Origin of the sequence: Granulicella sp. S156, from assembly GCF_009766105.1 — a bacterium.
Classification (GTDB): Bacteria; Acidobacteriota; Terriglobia; order Terriglobales; family Acidobacteriaceae; genus Granulicella.
Genome location: NZ_LMUH01000005.1, coordinates 194,214 through 211,046, shown reverse-complemented (window position 1 = coordinate 211,046; position 16,833 = coordinate 194,214). Strand labels below are relative to the sequence as shown.

The 16,833-nt window shown below is 60.2% G+C and carries 15 protein-coding genes and 1 pseudogene; 7 read left to right on the top strand and 9 right to left on the bottom strand.

Going from position 1 to position 16,833, the window contains the following annotated elements; genetic code table 11:
• From GSQ91_RS03120 to GSQ91_RS03110, 3 genes and pseudogenes are all read right to left on the bottom strand, one after another.
• Positions 1 to 433 (bottom strand): annotated as a pseudogene (locus GSQ91_RS03120) (hypothetical protein); the annotation flags it as partial.
• Positions 434 to 509: 76 nt separating this feature from the next.
• The gene (locus GSQ91_RS03115; protein WP_158819796.1) at positions 510 to 1,580 is read right to left on the bottom strand and encodes an LLM class flavin-dependent oxidoreductase; all 1,071 of its coding nucleotides are present in this window, start codon (positions 1,578 to 1,580) and stop codon (positions 510 to 512) included.
• A gap of 50 nt (positions 1,581 to 1,630) precedes the next feature.
• On the bottom strand, positions 1,631 to 2,656 hold the full coding sequence (locus GSQ91_RS03110; RefSeq protein WP_371417076.1) for a RimK family alpha-L-glutamate ligase: 1,026 nt from the start codon (positions 2,654 to 2,656) through the stop codon (positions 1,631 to 1,633).
• A gap of 113 nt (positions 2,657 to 2,769) precedes the next feature.
• On the opposite strand from GSQ91_RS03110, the gene GSQ91_RS03105 reads away from it, so the two are divergent.
• Both GSQ91_RS03105 and GSQ91_RS03100 read left to right on the top strand, forming a co-directional pair.
• Positions 2,770 to 3,468 carry a CoA transferase subunit A gene (locus GSQ91_RS03105; protein WP_174240638.1) on the top strand — a complete coding sequence of 233 codons (699 nt, stop codon included), beginning with the start codon at positions 2,770 to 2,772 and terminating at the stop codon, positions 3,466 to 3,468.
• Positions 3,469 to 3,566: 98 nt separating this feature from the next.
• Positions 3,567 to 4,211 (top strand): CoA transferase subunit B, encoded by a 645-nt coding sequence (locus tag GSQ91_RS03100; RefSeq protein ID WP_158820082.1) that lies wholly within the window; start codon positions 3,567 to 3,569, stop codon positions 4,209 to 4,211.
• Here the strand turns inward: GSQ91_RS03100 and GSQ91_RS03095 are convergent.
• Both GSQ91_RS03095 and GSQ91_RS03090 read right to left on the bottom strand, forming a co-directional pair.
• The gene (locus GSQ91_RS03095; protein ID WP_158819794.1) at positions 4,208 to 4,816 is read right to left on the bottom strand and encodes an RES family NAD+ phosphorylase; all 609 of its coding nucleotides are present in this window, start codon (positions 4,814 to 4,816) and stop codon (positions 4,208 to 4,210) included. The genes GSQ91_RS03100 and GSQ91_RS03095 overlap by 4 nt on opposite strands.
• 11 nt (positions 4,817 to 4,827) lie before the next feature.
• Positions 4,828 to 5,202 (bottom strand): antitoxin Xre/MbcA/ParS toxin-binding domain-containing protein, encoded by a 375-nt coding sequence (locus GSQ91_RS03090; protein ID WP_158819793.1) that lies wholly within the window; start codon positions 5,200 to 5,202, stop codon positions 4,828 to 4,830.
• Positions 5,203 to 5,329: 127 nt separating this feature from the next.
• Here GSQ91_RS03090 and GSQ91_RS03085 point away from each other — a divergent pair, with 127 nt between their 5' ends.
• On the top strand, positions 5,330 to 5,620 hold the full coding sequence (locus tag GSQ91_RS03085) for a type II toxin-antitoxin system ParD family antitoxin (RefSeq protein WP_158819792.1): 291 nt from the start codon (positions 5,330 to 5,332) through the stop codon (positions 5,618 to 5,620).
• Entirely contained in the window at positions 5,610 to 5,921 is a 312-nt protein-coding gene (locus GSQ91_RS03080) for a type II toxin-antitoxin system RelE/ParE family toxin (protein WP_158819791.1), read from the top strand. The genes GSQ91_RS03085 and GSQ91_RS03080 overlap by 11 nt, the downstream gene beginning before the upstream one ends.
• 65 nt (positions 5,922 to 5,986) lie before the next feature.
• On the opposite strand, the gene GSQ91_RS03075 is transcribed toward GSQ91_RS03080, so the two are convergent.
• From GSQ91_RS03075 to GSQ91_RS03060, 4 genes are all read right to left on the bottom strand, one after another.
• Positions 5,987 to 7,465, bottom strand: coding sequence for a DEAD/DEAH box helicase (locus tag GSQ91_RS03075; RefSeq protein WP_158819790.1), 1,479 nt, complete (start codon positions 7,463 to 7,465; stop codon positions 5,987 to 5,989).
• Positions 7,466 to 7,806: 341 nt separating this feature from the next.
• Complete coding sequence (locus tag GSQ91_RS03070) at positions 7,807 to 8,997, bottom strand: acyltransferase (RefSeq protein ID WP_158819789.1); 1,191 nt, start codon at positions 8,995 to 8,997, stop codon at positions 7,807 to 7,809.
• A gap of 33 nt (positions 8,998 to 9,030) precedes the next feature.
• The gene (locus tag GSQ91_RS03065; RefSeq protein ID WP_158819788.1) at positions 9,031 to 10,092 is read right to left on the bottom strand and encodes a glycosyltransferase; all 1,062 of its coding nucleotides are present in this window, start codon (positions 10,090 to 10,092) and stop codon (positions 9,031 to 9,033) included.
• Positions 10,082 to 11,632, bottom strand: coding sequence for a lipopolysaccharide biosynthesis protein (locus GSQ91_RS03060; RefSeq protein WP_216845042.1), 1,551 nt, complete (start codon positions 11,630 to 11,632; stop codon positions 10,082 to 10,084). Before GSQ91_RS03060 ends, GSQ91_RS03065 begins: the two co-directional genes overlap by 11 nt.
• 211 nt (positions 11,633 to 11,843) lie before the next feature.
• On the opposite strand from GSQ91_RS03060, the gene GSQ91_RS03055 reads away from it, so the two are divergent.
• From GSQ91_RS03055 to GSQ91_RS03045, 3 genes are all read left to right on the top strand, one after another.
• Complete coding sequence (locus GSQ91_RS03055; protein ID WP_158819787.1) at positions 11,844 to 13,136, top strand: ROK family protein; 1,293 nt, start codon at positions 11,844 to 11,846, stop codon at positions 13,134 to 13,136.
• Positions 13,137 to 13,435: 299 nt separating this feature from the next.
• Positions 13,436 to 14,923, top strand: coding sequence for a xylulokinase (xylB, locus tag GSQ91_RS03050; RefSeq protein ID WP_158819786.1), 1,488 nt, complete (start codon positions 13,436 to 13,438; stop codon positions 14,921 to 14,923).
• A gap of 167 nt (positions 14,924 to 15,090) precedes the next feature.
• On the top strand, positions 15,091 to 16,830 hold the full coding sequence (locus GSQ91_RS03045) for a sodium:solute symporter family protein (protein WP_158819785.1): 1,740 nt from the start codon (positions 15,091 to 15,093) through the stop codon (positions 16,828 to 16,830).
• Positions 16,831 to 16,833 lie beyond the last annotated feature (3 nt).

Sequence of the window (16,833 nt, the reverse complement as noted above, 5' to 3'; positions counted from 1 at the left end):
GGAAGGCACGGAGGTTGATGACGGCCTCGGGGGTGACGGAGTAGGCGAGTTCCTGGAAGGGGCGCTCCTCGGGGCGGAGCGGCACGATGATGACTGTGGGCGGCAGCGGCGGCTGCTTGCTGGTGGGGGTGGGCTTCCACCAACCGACGTCGGAGGTGTTGCCGCCGATGCGGAGGACGCCATTGGGGCTGAGCTCGCGGAACTGTGCGACGAGGCCTTCGTTGTTGGGTGAGAAAAAGGCGGGGTCGGTGAGCTGCTGCGTCTCGTAGCTGAGGCCGATGAAGTTCTGCGGGATCGTCGGGCCGGGAGCGTCAGGGTGCAACGTGAGCGTTGCCGCGGAGGCGGGCGTTTGTGCGAGGGCTCGGAGAGTGGGGAACGTTGCGGCCGTGGCGGCGGACATGAGCAGGAAGCGGCGGCGGTTCATGGACTTCATGCAGAGAAGGGTACGGGTTGAGAGCGGGAAGATGCAAGCGGTGAGGGGCAAAGGCCGGAAGAGCCAGGCGCTCCATTCATGCGGTTTTATGGGCAGGCATGACCTGCTTTGCGAAGCGGGCCATCTCGGTGTGCTGCGGCGAGGACTGCAGCAGTACGAGCGAGCAGCCGGCGCCTTCGAAGTCGGCGAGGCGCTGCTTTACCTGCTCCGGTGTGCCGATGAGGCCACTGTGCAGGCCGCGGTTGGAGACGGAGTAGTCGCGCAGGCTGATCTTCTTTTCGAGCTGCGAGCCGGTGATCCACTGCTGAAAGTTCGCGAAGCCCGCGGGTGATTGCGTGGGGTCGGGCTGCGCGGTGATGCGGTCGACCTCGCGTTGCGCTTCGGCTTCGGAGTCGCGCACGATGCAGTAGCCGGTAACGCCGAAGGTCATCGGCGGAAGCTGCGGGTGCTGGGCCCGGCGCTGCTTCATGTCGGCAACCTTGGCGGCGATGGTGTTGGGGTCGTCGCCGTGCATCAGGTAGGCGTCGCATTTGGAGGCGATGAGGTTCTTCGCGGCTTCGGATTCTCCGCCGGCGTAGAGCGTGGGGCGGGTGGAGTTCGGCGTCCCCGAATAGGTGCGCTGCGGGAAGGGTTTGGGGGAGAGGAGATTGTCTTCGACGTTGTAGAAGCGGCCAGTGTGCGAGGTGTGCTGGGTGCTCCAGCAGTTGTCGAGCACATCCAACCATTCCGAGGTGCGGGCGTAGCGGTCGTCGTGCTCGTCGAAGGCGATGCCGTACTTCTTCGCCTCGTCGGCCCACCAGCTGGAGACGACGTTCAAGGTAAGCCGGCCACCGCTGATGCGGTCGATGTTCGCGGCCTGCTTGGCGAGCAGTGCGGGGTTGTGGAACGTCGGACGGACTGCCACCATCAGCTCGAGCTTGCGCGTTACAGCGGCGAGCGCGGCGACGGTCGACCAGGCGTCGAGTGAGTCAGCTTCGGGGCCCTTGATGTCGTTGAGGTTCAGCTCGGCGATGAGGGTGAGGTCGTAGCCGAGAGCTTCAGCCTGCTCGCAGAGTGCGCGGGTGTACTCCCACGTGGCGGGCATCTGTTCGTCGTCGATGTTGCGTAGCCAGCCGCCAAAGACGGGGAGCCAGAAGCCGTAGCGCATGATGTTGTCAGTTCTCCGTTCTCAAGTTGTCAGTTGCTCTTTGTATCAGTTCACTGAGAACTGAGAACGGACAACTGTGAACTAACGCCAGCTTCAGCTTCGAGCCAGTCGACGAGTTTGGCGAAGGGATCGAAGCCGATGACGTTGGGGCCGTCGGCTACGAAGTTAGAGAGCGCGTTGGTGTCGTAGTAGTAGCGTTGGCCATCGCGGCTATCGGTAATGTATTCGACGCCGCCGATATCGATGCCAGAGTGCTGCATGATCCTTTCTACATCGGCGATGGCTTCGGCGGGTGGCTGATAGCCTTCGACCGTGATGCCGGACTTGGGGGCGTCGATGGCGCAGGCGGCGCGGTTCAGGTCGACTCCGGTGGTAGTTCGGCAGATGTCCGCGGGGCACAGGTCGAAGGTCTCGCCTGTGATGTGAACCTTGATCGCGTACAGGAACTTGCCGTTCAATACTTCGACGCGGACGATATGCGCGTCCTGTGCGGGGATGAACTCCTGCACCAGGGCTGTTGAATCGAGACCGAACTGGAGCGCGTCGGGGCTGCCGGTGGGAGCGGCGATGGCGGCACGCAGTTGCGACATGCCATCGAAGCGTTTGACGCCCGCGCCGCTGCCGCCGATGTTCGGCTTGACGACGATGGGCCAGCGCAGGCCTTCGCTGGCAGCCTCCGCCTGTGCGGGGCGGTGGATGACGCGGGCCTTGGGATAGGCGATACCGAGAGAGTCCATCAGGGTGAGCTGGCCTGCCTTGCTGAGCTCCGAGCTGAAGGCCTTGAAGCCGTTGATCACCTTTACGCCGCGGCTCTCGAGATGTTCGAGGAAGCCGAGGGTGTAGAAGATCTGGTCGCCGTGGTCGCGGTTCCACGCCGAGGGCGACATGCGGTTGAAGACCAGCGAGTACTTCTCCTCGGGATGGTCTTCGGGCGAATAGAAGTGGTCGGGCGCAAACAACTTCACGTACGGCGTTCCGCGGCGGTCGAGTTCGGCGAAGAGCGGCTTGAACCAGTTCGGCTGCTCGTAGTAGATCGCGAGGGGGAGTGAGTTCGGAATCGTATCGTTCGGCATCATCTCTAGGATATGACGTGCGCCGGTGTCTTGGGGACGCGGGTTTGACCTCGCTTCAGTGAGGCGCGTAGTCTCGGCTTTCGGTCTGCGCCAAATGTAGACCGGTAGGTAGGTTGATGAATAAGGTCTTCGCAAGTGCGGATGCGGCGTTGCACGATGTGCCTGAGGGTGCGACGGTGATGCTTGGCGGCTTTGGGCTGTGCGGTATTCCGGAGAACTCCATCGCGGCGCTGGTACGGCGCGGCGTGCGTGGCCTGCATACCATCTCCAACAATATGGGTGTCGATGGATTCGGCATGGGTTTGATGCTGGAGGCTGGGATCATTGCCTCGCACACGGGAAGCTATGTTGGGGAAAACAAACTACTGGAACAGCAGGTGATCGCGGGCGTACTGAGGGTCAACCTGATCCCGCAAGGCACGTTGGCAGAGCGGATTCGCGCGGGTGGAGCGGGGATTCCAGCGTTCTACACGCCGGCGGGCGTGGGTACGGTAATCGCCGAAGGAAAAGAGACACGCGAGTTCGACGGCAAGATGTATCTGATGGAGACTGCTCTGCGCGCGGACTTTGCGCTGGTGAAGGCCTGGCGCGGCGATCGCGCGGGGAACCTCGTCTATCGGCGGACAGCACGAAACTTCAATCCGATGATGGCCACAGCCGCGCGTGTGACGATTGCAGAGGTCGAGGAGTTAGTCGAACCAGGAGAGTTGGATCCCGATGCGATTCACACACCGGGGATCTATGTGCAGCGGATCTTCTGCGCGCCGAGTGAGAAACGGATTGAACGACGGACGGTACGAAAAGCTAAGTTGTGATTGTGCAACCTCCAGAAGCAGATCCCCTGCGGGGATGACAACAAGAAAAGCAAAGGCAGGCTCGAATGAGTGGTGAGACGAAGAGGGCAGACGCAGCCATGCGCGACCGGATTGTGCGGCGCGTGGCTCAAGAGTTGCGCGATGGCTTCTATGTAAACCTCGGCATCGGCATGCCGACGCTGATTGCTAATCATGTTCCTGCGGGGATGGATGTCGTGCTGCAGTCGGAGAATGGGATGCTCGGCATTGGGCCGTACCCGCTCGAAGGCGAAGAAGATCCGGACCTTATCAACGCGGGCAAGGAGACGGTTTCGGTATTGCCGGGAACTTCGTTCTTCTCCTCGGCGGATAGCTTCGCGATGATTCGCGGCGGTCACGTTGACCTCAGCATCCTCGGCGCAATGGAGGTCGATGAGCAGGGCTCGCTGGCCAACTGGATGATTCCCGGCAAGGTTGTAAAAGGCATGGGAGGGGCGATGGACCTAGTTGCGAGCGCACGGAGGGTGATTGTCGCGATGGAGCACACAACACGCGATGGGCGGCCCAAGATCCTGCATCGCTGCACGCTGCCGCTAACTGGCGTGGGCGTCGTTCATACGATTGCGACGGAGCTGGCGTGGATCGCGGTCACGCCTGAAGGCCTGGTGCTGGAAGAGCTCGCAGAAGGTGTAACGGTGGAACAGGTGCAGGCAGCGACTGAGGCGAAGTTGATTGTGTCGCCGAAGTTGAAGGCGATGCTTTAGATCGGTTTGGGAATCCATCCGGTTACTTCAGCCTGGAGAAGACCATTGTGATCGAGCAGTGCGACGCGCTCTCCAACAACGAGGGATTCGATAAGAATATCCAGGCAATACCCCTTCGGATTCACTGCGCTTGGGACCTTCAGCGCAGATATTCTGCCGGAGCGGAAACACGCTTGACCGAGTTGTTGTGTGGGAGTCTCCTGATTGCGCGCATTTGAGAGGAAGCGCGAAGGCGTATTGCTGACCAACTCTTCGTACGACGTGCCCAGATCGGCGTAGAGGTTCGCAACCGTAAGATCCAGAACGCGCAGCAGTGTGCAGTCGAGTGTGAGAATCAGGTCCGGATTGCGCGGAGCGCCGCGCAATCGGTCTTCGGCGTCGACGAAGAGAGCTTCTACTTCAAGCAACGCGGTCAGCTGGCTGTCTGCGCTATAGAGAATCGGAAACATGCGTGGCGCGTTGAATCGGCCTCCGCGCTCGAAGGCTCCGATGGCGGACAGAGGGTCTGCGCGCCACCGGTCTGCGATGACGCGGAAGCTGAATCCCGAGAAGGAGACCAGCGGGGCCTTCTCTAAGAGCGGAATGAGTCTTTCAATGGAGTGCAATCGCTACTCGATCAGGCCGGTTGCCGGGCATTCATAGCATCGACGAACAGCTCGAGGGGAGCAAGATCGCCGTTCTGGATGAACTCGATGGGAGCATGGTTCTCAAGATTCCGATTGGGCGCATTGAGAAAGATGCGCGCATTGCTTTTATCGCCGGCGTAGAGATCCACGAGCGCCACCCAGATGCGATACACCCGGCGAAGACCGCCCTGCAGACTGCTGGCATCGGGATGCTTGCGTACACCGGGAGCCTTGCGGCCGATGGCCTCCGCAATCGTGCCAACGGGAACATTCATCTCGCGCGCGATCCGCGCCGCGTCCAGACGACCGGTCTGCGGATTGAACAGGATGGGTTCCGTCACTTGGAATACGTGAGCAGCTGACATCGGACACCTCCTATTGGAATCATAAGGTATCGCAATAGTTGCGTCAACGTAGCTTTATTGTAGCGAATCATGCGTCTTAGAATCAGGGGCAAGCAAGGAGTAGTAATATTTACCACCAAGAGGACTTATGCCGGATATCCAAAAAGTAAGCGTCGCTTTAACAGGTGAACAGCTCACAGCCCTTAAAGCCGCTGTCGAAACCGGTGAGTATGCAACAACCAGCGAGATCGTTCGGGAAGCTCTTCGCGATTGGCAGTTCAAACACGAGCAGCGACAGTTGGATATCCAACGGCTCAGGGAGATGTGGGCTGAGGGAAAGGCCAGCGGACCTGCTACCCCTTTGGATTTTGCAAAGCTGCGAAGCGAAGCACGGGAACGGTTGAGCGTTGCCACAAAGCGGCGATCTAATGAGCGCTGAACTCGTTTGGAGCCCTCGGGCTCGCGAAGATCTATTAGACATTTACATCTATATCGGCTTGGATAACCCCAATGCCGCAGAGAAACTCTACACCGTAATCGAGGCCACAGCGGAGCATCTAGCGGAACTCCCGCGACTGGGAACTCGTCGCCCGGAAATCTTTGCCACTGCGCGGGTTCTCATTGAGCGACCTTATCTGATCCTTTATGAAACCCATCCGGATACAGACGAGGGGCAGGTCGAAAAAGTAGAGATTGTCCGCGTTGTTGATGGCAGTCGCGATTTGACTCGTCCGTTTTGAACTCAAAACAAGAAAGCCCCTCCTCGCAACAGGAAACCGTCGCGAGGAGGGGCTTTCGTTATACCTTAGCGTCCGCGGCTGGCGCCGCGACCGTTGCGTGGCCCGCTGCGTGAGCGGCCACCGGCATTGCTGCGCGGGCCTGAGTGTGAACGGCCAAAGTTGCCGCCACCACTGCGGGGACGCTGCGACGGCTGGCTGCCGGAGTCAGTCGATGGGCTGCCATCGGCGTTCTTCCAGCTGCGCGTCTCCATCTGCAACAGGTCGGAGATGCCGCTGCCCGAGGCGTTGTTCATGTCGATCGGCTGGTTGCGCTGTTCCTTTTCGAGGTTCTTATCGGCCTCGTGCCACTGGAACTTGATCTTCAGCTCGCGCTCCAGCTTGCGGGCGTCACCCTTTTCGAGCGGTGTCACAAAGGTCGTTGCAACACCCTTTGCGCCTGCGCGGCCAGTACGGCCGATGCGATGCACAAAGTCGTCCGAACCATTCGGCAGGTCATAGTTCACGACATGCGCAATGTGCGAGACGTCGATGCCGCGTGCGGCTACGTCGGTCGCGACTAGGATGCGGGCTCTGCCCATGGTGAAGTTCCTGAGAGCTGCGGTGCGCTGCGACTGCGAGCGGTCGCCGTGAATGACCTCGGTCTCGTGGCCGGCCTTCTCGAGCTTTTTGGCGATGCGGTCCGCGCCGTGCTTGGTGCGAGAGAAGACGAGGTAAGTGCCCTCTTCTTCCTTCAGCATCTTGTCCAGCTGCGCGAGCTTCTGGTCCTGCATCACGGTGTAGACGCGCAGCTCGACGCGATCACTCGGCTTCGAGGTGGTGCCGATCTCGATGCGAACGGGGTTGTTCACGTAGTCGCGAACGATCTCGCGAATGCTGGCGTCCAGCGTAGCCGAGTAGCACATCGTCTGGCGATCTTTCGGCAGCGCCTGCACAATGCGCTTGATGGCGGGCAGAAAGCCCATGTCGAGCATGCGGTCGACTTCGTCGAGCACGAGCATGTCCACATCCTTGAGCGAGACGGCGCGGCGGCGGAGGAAGTCTTCCAGACGGCCGGGCGTAGCAACAACCAGGCGTGGGCCACGGCTGAGCTGCTCAAGCTGTGTGTTCTCGGAGAGGCCGCCGCAGACCAGCACGGCATCGCTCTTGAGCGTGGGGCAGATCTTGAAGTAGGCCTCGAGCACCTGCATGGCGAGCTCACGGGTGGGCAGGAGGATCAGGGCGAGGATAGGGTTCTTCGCGCCGCGGGTCGAGGGCTTCGAGATCTCTTCGAGGCGGTCGATCATCGGGATGAGGAAGCTGAGGGTCTTGCCGGTGCCGGTGGAGGCAGTGGCAAGAATGTCGTCGCCTTCGAGCGCGGGGGGAATGGCTCCGGCCTGCACGGGCGTCGGGGTGACGAAGCCGGCAGCGGAGAGGCGGTCCTTGAGGGACTGCGAGATGTCGAAGTCGGTAAAGGTGACGGTGGTGGCTTCGTCGGTGGCGGTGATGGTGCGCGAGGGGGTCAGGGGTTCAGGGTTCAAAATCGATTCAAGCGTAAGAGTAGACAAGATATTCCTTAAGAAATAGGTGAATGAAGCGGCGAACAAATGCAGAAGACGCAAACCGGCATAGGCGCGCGATGGGCGTCATGGATTCCGATTTCAGCATTGCCTGTTTTTCATTCCCATTCCCGAAGTCTCGGAGGGGGTTCGAAGCACTGCTGCTGCACGGCGAGGAAAGTCCCGATGGACCAACCTTCTAGCCAGAGCAACCAACGCATTAAGTACAGCGATGGGAGGGGGTGTATTGACGGTCGCGGTCTCTGGCCAGACTCGAATCCATTTGGAGTCATCTGCCCGCGGCGCCCTGCGCTGATGTTTTCAGTGCAATTTCATTGTAGCATACGCGATTACCGGTGGCTCGATTCGCCGGATTCAATGACAGAGCCGAGACGCTTCGGTCCATCTCCCCAGCGTTTGCGAAGCCAGCGATTGCTCGGCTCTGAGTAGCCTCGCGCCACAAGTTCGCCCAACACACCTGCCAGAAGGATGACGAGGATAAAGAGCACCGGAACTGCCCTCATCGGTTTGTTGGCGGCGATGAAGAGGTCGAAGAGGCCCAGGACGATAAATATGTGAGTCAGGTAGATCTCGTAGCTGCGCTGCCCTATTTTGAGAAGCGGCTTGAGGACGCGTGGAGCTTGCCATTGTGTCTGCGCGACTACCGCGATGACCATACAGGCACCCACGGCGAGGATCGTCATGTTCAATCCGTTACGGCCAAGGCCCCAAATGTAAGCGCGGATCGAAAATCCCAGGCTGAAGACAAGGAGCGCCGTACCCAGGCTGCCGACCGTCCATAGCATGGCGCGGGAGAGAGATCGCCTGGCTACGAAGAGCGCCGTGAGGCAGCCCAGGGCGATGGCATCCATGCCTCCGAGATAGGAGTACTCCCTCCAGACGGGATTGTGATTGAACGCGCGCGACCGTGCAAAGGGGCCAAGGACGACGAACATAAGCAGCGGAATGAGAAGGAATCTGCTCCGCCGGAAGAGCCGGCAGGCGAGCGGAAAGAACAGGTAGAACATCTCCTCTACGGAGAGCGACCACAGGATGTCCCAGCCTGCCGGCAGGTAGTCTCTTCGAGCCTCAAGCAGGTTGATGTGGAAGGTGAGAGCGGCCAGCAGAGCACGCCCCAGCCCTCCTGTTTTCTGCGAGACAACAAAGCCCTCAACGTGCGCGAGATGGAGACCGCTCAGGATTGCTAGAAGAAGCAGGAGCAGAGGTGCGATACGCGCGAACCGCAACTGGTAGAACTCGCGAATGTTCACCTGGGAGATCGAACCCCAGCGCCGCAACGTTGTCGAGGTGATGAGGAATCCTGAGACGGCAAAGAAGATCTGTACGCCGAATTGACCATTCCAGACCAGCGAATACTCAAGTTGCGCCGGCATACCGTGCGTGTAGGGAACTTCTGCCCCGATCAGCCGCATGTTGACGTGGTTCATCAACACAAAAAAGATAGCGAGGCCGCGAAGAAGATCGACGCCATCCAATCGGGTCCAGCTACGCGCAGGTTTCGTGACTTCCACTGAGGCCATGTTTCATTGTGCACGACTACGAGTTGTGCTCTCTTACGTCTGCTTGCGCCAGAACCCTGGCAGATGCGCCATATAGATCAACTTGCTCAGTGCGGCTGTTCCACGGGTGTAGAGGCGTGCTAGCGGGAGAGGCCACGCAAGAGCTGGATAGGTGAAGAGCCAGTAGCGGGGATTGTTCCCAAAGGTCTGGCGCAGAGCACTGTGCGCTTCTCCAAGCTGTAGCGTCTCGTTGCCGGCGCTGCGCACGTCGAGCAGTATCGAAGGGAACCAGCGCCGCAACATGAAGTTGAGGATGGGAGCGGAGAGGTCGGGGCGGCCTGGGAGAAGCCTTGCAAGGTTGCCGGCAAGATGTTCGCCGAAGACCCGGCCTAGCGAGTAGCCATTCGCGTTGCCCTGGCGAGCAGCGACCGGACGCTCCCATAGAACGATAGAGCGTCGATGCTGCAGCAGCAGAGGTAGGGACCACGCTAATTGAACGAGGTTGGTGCCGAGAAGCGCTGTGGGGTCTTCATGGGGCAACGACTCAAGGCGTTCTTTGTTTACGATGATGCCGCTGATGAAGGTGAACATGATGTTCACGACCATGCTGAAGGTCTTCGCACTGCGGATGGTATGGAATCGGCGGCCGAAGGGGTCGGTTTGCCGCTCGCACTGGTAGTCCTCTCGAAAGCCGTAGCTGGTGGCGTAGAGGAGGTCGACCTCGGCCGGCTTGCCGGTGGCGTCCTGCAGGTGCGGCATGACCTGCGCGAGACCGCCAGGAACGATGAGATCGTCGTCGCCGCATAGCCAGAAGAAGCGTCCGCGTGCGCGGTGATAGCAGGAGACGAAGTTGGCATCGGCACCGACGTTGACCGCATGGCGATGGATCACCAACGGTATACCCTGGGCCGCAAAGCGCTCCTGAGCGGCTGCGAGAATTTGAGGTGTGGTGTCTTCGGAGGCGTTGTCCGATACCAGCAGCTCGACCTGCGGATAGGCGGCGAGTTGTGGTTCGAGTACAGCCAGCAACTCGGCCAGATGCACCGCACGATTAAACGTGGGGATGGCGATTGTGAGCAGAGGGCGCTCTGTAGATAGCGGCGTCTCAGGCGGCATGCCAGATCCTCCGCCACTTGAAGAAGGTATACGTCCCGTATCCGAGGCCGATCGTCGCGGTGCCCACGGCATAGGACGCGGCAATGCCCCAGGCGCCGCCGTGCGGAGACTGCATTGTGCCGATCACCAGAGCGACCGGGATCGAGTACAGCGCTCCCAATATGGAGTTCACCATGAACTTCTCCTGTTTGTGTGCGCGAATGTAGAGGGCCTCGGCAGTGACCACCACGTTGCCGACGGTACCGAAGAAGAGCATGGCCAGCGGGACTGGCGCTAGCAGACGACTGGCCAGAAGAACGTTATGCAATCTCACCTGATGCACCAGCAGCCACTCCACCACGGCCCAGACGGCGATGCATGCCAGTATGGCGGCCCCACTCGATTGCACCAGCGCTCGAGTAAAGACGCTGTCGAGCTTGCGGTACTCCTTGCGCGCGATCATCTGCCCGAAGGGAGAAGCTTTGGTGTTCATCCAGGAGACGGCCATGGTGCTCAGGGTGGCGCATACGGTGAGGCTCATGCCCAGGCGTCCGGCTTCGACCGGCCCGCGAGCGTTCATCAGCACCGGGACGAAGAGCGAGCTGGTCAGATATCCAGCGAGCCATGAAACAGCGATCCGCCACTGGAACGGCCAGATCTCCTTGCCCCAGTCGATGCGGAAGTTCCGCGTACTATGGCGCAGCAAGGGGAGCAACAGGTGACGCTTGGTGAAGATGAACCATCCGCCTGCAATCGCCTGGCCCAGGATGAAGAGCCCTGGCGCGTAGAGGCCGTGATGCAGCAGAAAGGCGCTCCAGCCGAGGACCGTACTGAAAATAGATTGACGAAGCCGCGTGCGGTAGACCTCGGGAATATAGCCACAACCTTCCAGGAAGGAGAAGATGGGGTCTATCTGAAAGGTGCAGCTCGAAGCGAAGACCACCAATAACCAGGGGAGCACGAAGTGAACTCCGCCAGCGTTGGACTTGTTCGCGATGTGGCGAAAGAAAGCGATGCCGACCGGCATCAGCGTCACGGCCATCAGGATGGCGGCGATGGTGTACCAGCGAAAGGCCTTCTGGAGCACCGAGGCGAGGCGTGCATGGTTCTGTTCCGGGCCTGCGATTGTTCCATCGGGCGCGATGGTAAGGTGCGCAGCCTCATGGGAGGCCGCCTGCAGAATGACGACCGAGAAGCCCAGCTCGAAGATGATCTGCATCTGGACGAGCGAGTAGAAGGCGTAATAAAAACCCTGATCGGCAGGCGAGAGAAAGCGGGCAATCAGGGCCAGGGTACCAATGCCGGCCAGCGACGACCAACCGCGTGCCAGCACGGTGAAGGCAATGGCGCGGTCGACCCCGATGAGGCGCAGGAGACGGCGCAGGAGCCCCGGTGCGCTGTTGGAAAGTGCCGTATTGGTATGCGATTCGGGGGGAGTCGCCTCCGGGGGAAACGGAGTCTGTGTTGCATCCTGCGGTAAAAAGGCGGCTTCGCCCGCTGCCGTGAGGGCATTCTCGGATGCCCGGGGGGCGGTCGGCTTGGAGGGATCGGGTATCGGCATTCCGGCTAATGAAAACTACAGACTATGATGCAGCTCGGTTGCCGATAGAGCGCGGCGAGGTGGTTCACATTGAGTTTATCAGCCGATATTTTGTAGAAAATCATGAAATCTGGTGGTTCATCCTCGAAGACGAAAGACGAATACCGGCACAAATGACGATAGAGATCTGCGCACGGCAGACATTTTTTTGCGTATCGTATGATTGACGACCATGAATAAAAAACGCATTGCCGAATCAGCCGCTGGACAATACGTGGCCGGAAGATCTCACGGCGTGCGGAATATCGATCTCTCCTCCGCACAATCGGCCTCGAGCGAGATTGCCCGCGACATCAACCGCGACATCGTTCTGGAGTTCATCCGCTTTCGTCAGCCGGTCTCACGTGTCGATCTCTCGCGCCTCTCCGGGCTGCAGCCGAGCACCATCTCCGCGATTGTCGAGGAGCTGATTGAAGAGAAGTGGGTCAAGGAGGGCGCGGTGGTGCAAGGTGCCCGCGGCCGTCCCTCGACGATGCTATCGGTCAACTCCGACCTGGTGACGCTGGCGCTGGACCTTCGTCCTGACCGGGCGATCGTGGCCATTATCGATCTCAGCGGACGGTTTCTGGCGCATGAGACGGTTGTGCTGCTGTCGGACCCGAAGGCCGCCATCGCACGGATTGTGGAGCGGATGCGGCAGCTGCGCAAACAGCATTCCGACAAGTCGTTCGAAGGCGTCGGCGTGAGCGTGCCGGGGCGGGTTCATCCGGTCACGCAACGGATCCTGATGGCTCCCAACCTCAAATGGCATAACTTCGACCTCAAGGGAGCGCTTGAGGCGGATCTTGGGCTGCAGGTGGAGATCGACAACGATGCCAATGCCTGTCTTACTTCGGAGCTCTGGAATGGACGGCTCGAAGGAGTAAAGAACGCCGTGCTCGTGGCGATCTCGGAGGGCGTTGGCACTGCCATCCTTGCAGGAGGGCAGCTCCAGTCGGGGTTCAATGGGCTGGCCGGAGAGTTCGGTCACATTCCCATCGACGCCACCGGCCCGCTCTGCGGCTGCGGCCAGCGTGGGTGCTGGGAGACCTTTGCCTCCTCGCGTGCGGCGCTTCGCATCTACCAGGAGCTGGCGCCTAAGGCACCGGCCAGCAATATTCAGGAACTGCTGCGCATGGCGGAAGAGGGCGATGCCGCAGCCGAAAAGGCCGTCTTCCGTCAGGCTAAGGCGCTGGGGCAGGGTCTGCGGCTGATTACCGCGGCTCTTTCGCCGGAACTCATCCTCATTACCGGCGAGATTACCTCCTGCTGGAAGAAGTTTGGGCCGACCGTGGAGAAAGAGCTGGAGGATGCGATGCTGGTGAAACCCGCACCGCGTCTGGCCATTGCTGGTGATGGGTATCTGGCGCGGCTCAGCGGCGCATCCGCGATGTTGCTGCAACGGCATGCGAGCTACCATCGGTCCACGCATCCTACGCGGGCGCGAAAACGGGTCCCTAAAAAAGTGGCTGGACGGAAGAAGTAGGTTTAGGGCTCTGGGCCAAGCGATGCCCTTTGGGGGCTTGGATTTGTGGCGGTCCATGATTTGTATGCTCCATTTGGGACTGGGGGTCGCTTCTGCGGGCCTGGGAGCGGGTATAGGCGAAAAACGGGAGACAGCAGGTTCCTCGCTGCGCTCGGAATGACAACCAGAAAAGCAACAGCAACGGCAAAGACAAAAGCATCTTTGCGGGGCCTCCGTCTTGACAAGGGTTATGGTGTTCTCATAATTTCGAGATGCGAAATATAGAAGAGTAGCCGCAACTCGCCAGGCAAGGGTGATCGATGTATCTCGGGATTGATTGCGGCACGCAGGGGACCAAAGCGCTTCTGGTGGACGAGAACGGTACGCCGCTCGGCCGCGGGTATGCGGCGCACGCGCTCGTCGAGCGTGCGAATGGCGCGCGCGAGCAGTACCCGCAGTGGTGGGTCGACGCGCTGCGCGACTCTGTAAAGCAGGCTCTTAGCGGAACTCCAGCCGCAGATGTTTTGGCTATCGGAGTCTCCGGCCAGCAGCATGGACTGGTGGTGCTGGATGCGGAGTTCCAGGTCATACGACCGGCGAAGCTCTGGAACGATACCGAGACCGCACCCGAGAATGCCGCGCTGATTGCTCGGCTTGGTGGGGACGAGGCTTGCTTCAAACGCTTTGGCATTGTGCCGCGCACAGGCTATACGGTCTCGAAGCTGCTTTGGATAAAGGAGCACGAGCCAGAGAACTTCTCTCGCATCCGCCATATCCTGCTGCCGCACGAGTATCTGAACTTCTGGCTGACCGGCAAGATCTATGCGGAGTATGGCGATGCTTCGGGCACAGCTTTCTTCGACGTCCGCACACGCCAGTGGGCGAAAGAGGTATTGGACGAGATCGATGGCGGCAGTAGGCAACTCGCGCGTGCGTTGCCCGAACTTCTCCGCTCCGAGCAGGTGATTGGAACGGTTCGTAAAGAGGTCGCCGCAGAGCTGGGGTTGCCGCTCGCGTGCGTCGTTTCGACCGGCGGCGGCGACAACATGATGGGGGCGATCGGCACGGGCAACGTCCGCGAGGGCGTCGTTACGCTCAGCCTGGGCACGTCATCGACCGTGTACTCCTTTACCGAAGAGCCTGTCCTCGATCCCACTGGCAATGTCGCCCCGTTCTGCTCCTCCTCCGGAGGCTGGCTCCCGCTGGTCTGCACGATGAACGCGACGAATGTTGTTACACAGACGCTGACGACATTGGGCAAGACCGTGTCAGACATCGAGCCCGCGCTGGAAGCGACACAGCCCGGCAGCGACGGGCTGTGCTTTCTGCCGTTTCTGAACGGCGAGCGTACGCCCGATCTTCCGCAGGCGCAGGGTTCGCTGGTAGGGCTCACAGCCAACAACTTCACGACAGCAAACCTCATCCGCGCAGCTGTCGAGGGGGTTAGTTTTGGAATTTTGAATGGGCTGGAACTCATTCTTGGCGGCAAGCAGGCGGACGTGATTCTGGTGATCGGCGGCGGTGCGAGATCCGCCGCGTGGCGGCAACTGCTGGCCGACGCTACCGGCGCTTCCATACGAGTGCCCGCCGAAGCCGAGGCTGGATGCCTGGGAGCAGCGATGCAGGCGATCTATGCCTTTGGCCATTTCACTGGCCATCCGCAAAGCTTTACGGAGATCGCCGATCGCTGCGTCCGATCTGAAGAAAGCAACGCCGCGATTCCAATAGAGGAGCGGCGTGATGCGTATCGGAGGGCGATGGCGAGCTATCGCCTGCATCTGGCAGCGTTGTATGCGGTGACATTATGAGGCAAGCACGCCTTGCAGTAAGATGGCGGTCGTTAGACATCTTTGTGTTTTCCGGAAGCATATTCGGTCCGTTGTCGACCGAATTGACAGTATCGCAGGCGTATCCCTATTATTTTGCGACGCATAAGAACTAGAAAACGTTTTCTATTGGAAGGTCGCCCCTCGAAATGACTGCTCTCGCCGCACTCGCATTCCTGACAGGCCAACTCACCCAACTCGCCCCGGTCGACATCCTCATCCTCGTGCTGTACTTCGCGATCGTGCTCTTCATCGGCTTTTATGTGAAGGGCTCGACCAACACCAGCGAGGAGTTCTTCCTTGCCGGCCGTGAGATGACAGCGTGGATCGCCGGGCTGAGCTTCGTTTCAGCCAACCTCGGTTCGCTGGAGTTGATGGGATGGGCGGGCGCGGCTTACCAGTACGGCATGCTGGCGACGCACTGGTACTGGATCGGCGCGATCCCGGCGATGCTGTTCCTGGGCATCGTGATGATGCCGTTCTATTACATCTCGAAGACGCACTCGGTGCCGGGCTACCTGCAGTTGCGCTTCGGCGAGGGCGCTCGCGGGCTGAGCGCGGTGAGCTTCGGCCTGATGACGATTCTCATGAGCGGCGTGAATATGTACGCCATGGCCCTGGTGATGAAGGTAGTGCTGGGCTGGAACATCAGCTTCTCCATTTGGGTAGGCGCGATTACGGTAGCGATCTACGTGATGCTTGGCGGGCTGAAGTCGGCGATCATCAACGAGGTGCTGCAGTTCGTACTGATCTGGGCCGGTGCGGCGCTGATTCCTATCCTCGGACTGGTGGAGGCCGGTGGCTGGAACAACCTCAAAGCGAACATCGCGCACAACATCGGCTCTAACGACTACACGCACCTGTGGACGACGCTGGGCCACTTCCGCGACAACCCCATGGGAGTGCATTGGACGGGCATCGTCTTCGGGCTGGGCTTTGTGGTGTCGTTCGGCTACTGGACCACTGATTTCCTCGTAGTTCAGCGGGTGTTGAGCGCCAACAACCTGCGTGCCGCCAAGATGGCTCCAGTGATCGGCGCAGCCTTCAAGATGGCAGTACCGCTCATCGTGATCGTGCCGGGCCTGATTGCGCTGGGCCTCAACAACCACGGTGTGCCGCTCTTCCACCTGGTCGGTGAGAACCAGGTATCGGCAGCCAACCCCTATAGCTATAACGAAGTGCTGCCGCTGATGCTGATTCGCTACTGCGGGCCTGGCCTGCTCGGCCTGGGCATCACAGCGCTGGTCGCTGGATTTATGAGCGGCATGGCCGGCAACGTCAGCGCGTTCTCCACGGTGTGGACCTACGACCTCTATGGCGCGTTCATCAACAAGAAGGCGAGCGACAAGCACTACGTTGCCATGGGCCGCTGGTCGACCGTCGTCGGCATGCTGATCTCCATTGCGACGGCGTATCTCGTCGCCAACGCGGCTTCGATCATGGATTACGTGCAGGCGCTGTTCAGCTTCTTTATCGCGCCGCTCTTCGGCACAGTCGTTCTGGGAATGCTGTGGAAGCGCGCCACCAAGGCGGGCGGCTTCTGGGGGCTGCTGGCGGGTACGGCAAGCTCGATCGGCATGTGGGTCTATACGAGCTTTGGCACGGAGATACATAAGGCCCTGGCGCTTAGCCGCGTCGCACTCTCTTCCGACGCGAGACCCATGGCGGAGAACCTGTATCGCGCGCTGTGGAGCTGGCTGATCTGCGTTGCTGTCACGGTCGTCGTCAGCTATATGACCAAGCCTACCCCGGAGGCACAGCTCGCCGGTCTGGTCTATGGTGCAACGCCCATTCCCGATGACGGAGCAACCTCGATCTGGCAGAAGCCAATCTTCTGGGCCGTTATCGTGATCATCGTCTTCTTTGCTCTGAACATTATTTTCTTCTAAACG

Bases quoted from the DNA above. Each gene is read 5' to 3' on its own strand.
- GSQ91_RS03115 (WP_158819796.1), bottom strand. From the start codon at position 1,580: ATGCGCTACGGCTTCTGGCTCCCCGTCTTTGGCGGCTGGCTACGCAAC.
- GSQ91_RS03110 (WP_371417076.1), bottom strand. From the start codon at position 2,656: ATGATGCCGAACGATACGATTCCGAACTCACTCCCCCTCGCGATCTAC.
- GSQ91_RS03105 (WP_174240638.1), top strand. From the start codon at position 2,770: ATGAATAAGGTCTTCGCAAGTGCGGATGCGGCGTTGCACGATGTGCCT.
- GSQ91_RS03100 (WP_158820082.1), top strand. From the start codon at position 3,567: ATGCGCGACCGGATTGTGCGGCGCGTGGCTCAAGAGTTGCGCGATGGC.
- GSQ91_RS03090 (WP_158819793.1), bottom strand. From the start codon at position 5,202: ATGTCAGCTGCTCACGTATTCCAAGTGACGGAACCCATCCTGTTCAAT.
- GSQ91_RS03085 (WP_158819792.1), top strand. From the start codon at position 5,330: ATGCCGGATATCCAAAAAGTAAGCGTCGCTTTAACAGGTGAACAGCTC.
- GSQ91_RS03080 (WP_158819791.1), top strand. From the start codon at position 5,610: ATGAGCGCTGAACTCGTTTGGAGCCCTCGGGCTCGCGAAGATCTATTA.
- GSQ91_RS03070 (WP_158819789.1), bottom strand. From the start codon at position 8,997: ATGGCCTCAGTGGAAGTCACGAAACCTGCGCGTAGCTGGACCCGATTG.
- GSQ91_RS03065 (WP_158819788.1), bottom strand. From the start codon at position 10,092: ATGCCGCCTGAGACGCCGCTATCTACAGAGCGCCCTCTGCTCACAATC.
- GSQ91_RS03060 (WP_216845042.1), bottom strand. From the start codon at position 11,632: ATGCCGATACCCGATCCCTCCAAGCCGACCGCCCCCCGGGCATCCGAG.
- GSQ91_RS03055 (WP_158819787.1), top strand. From the start codon at position 11,844: ATGAATAAAAAACGCATTGCCGAATCAGCCGCTGGACAATACGTGGCC.
- xylB (WP_158819786.1), top strand. From the start codon at position 13,436: ATGTATCTCGGGATTGATTGCGGCACGCAGGGGACCAAAGCGCTTCTG.
- GSQ91_RS03045 (WP_158819785.1), top strand. From the start codon at position 15,091: ATGACTGCTCTCGCCGCACTCGCATTCCTGACAGGCCAACTCACCCAA.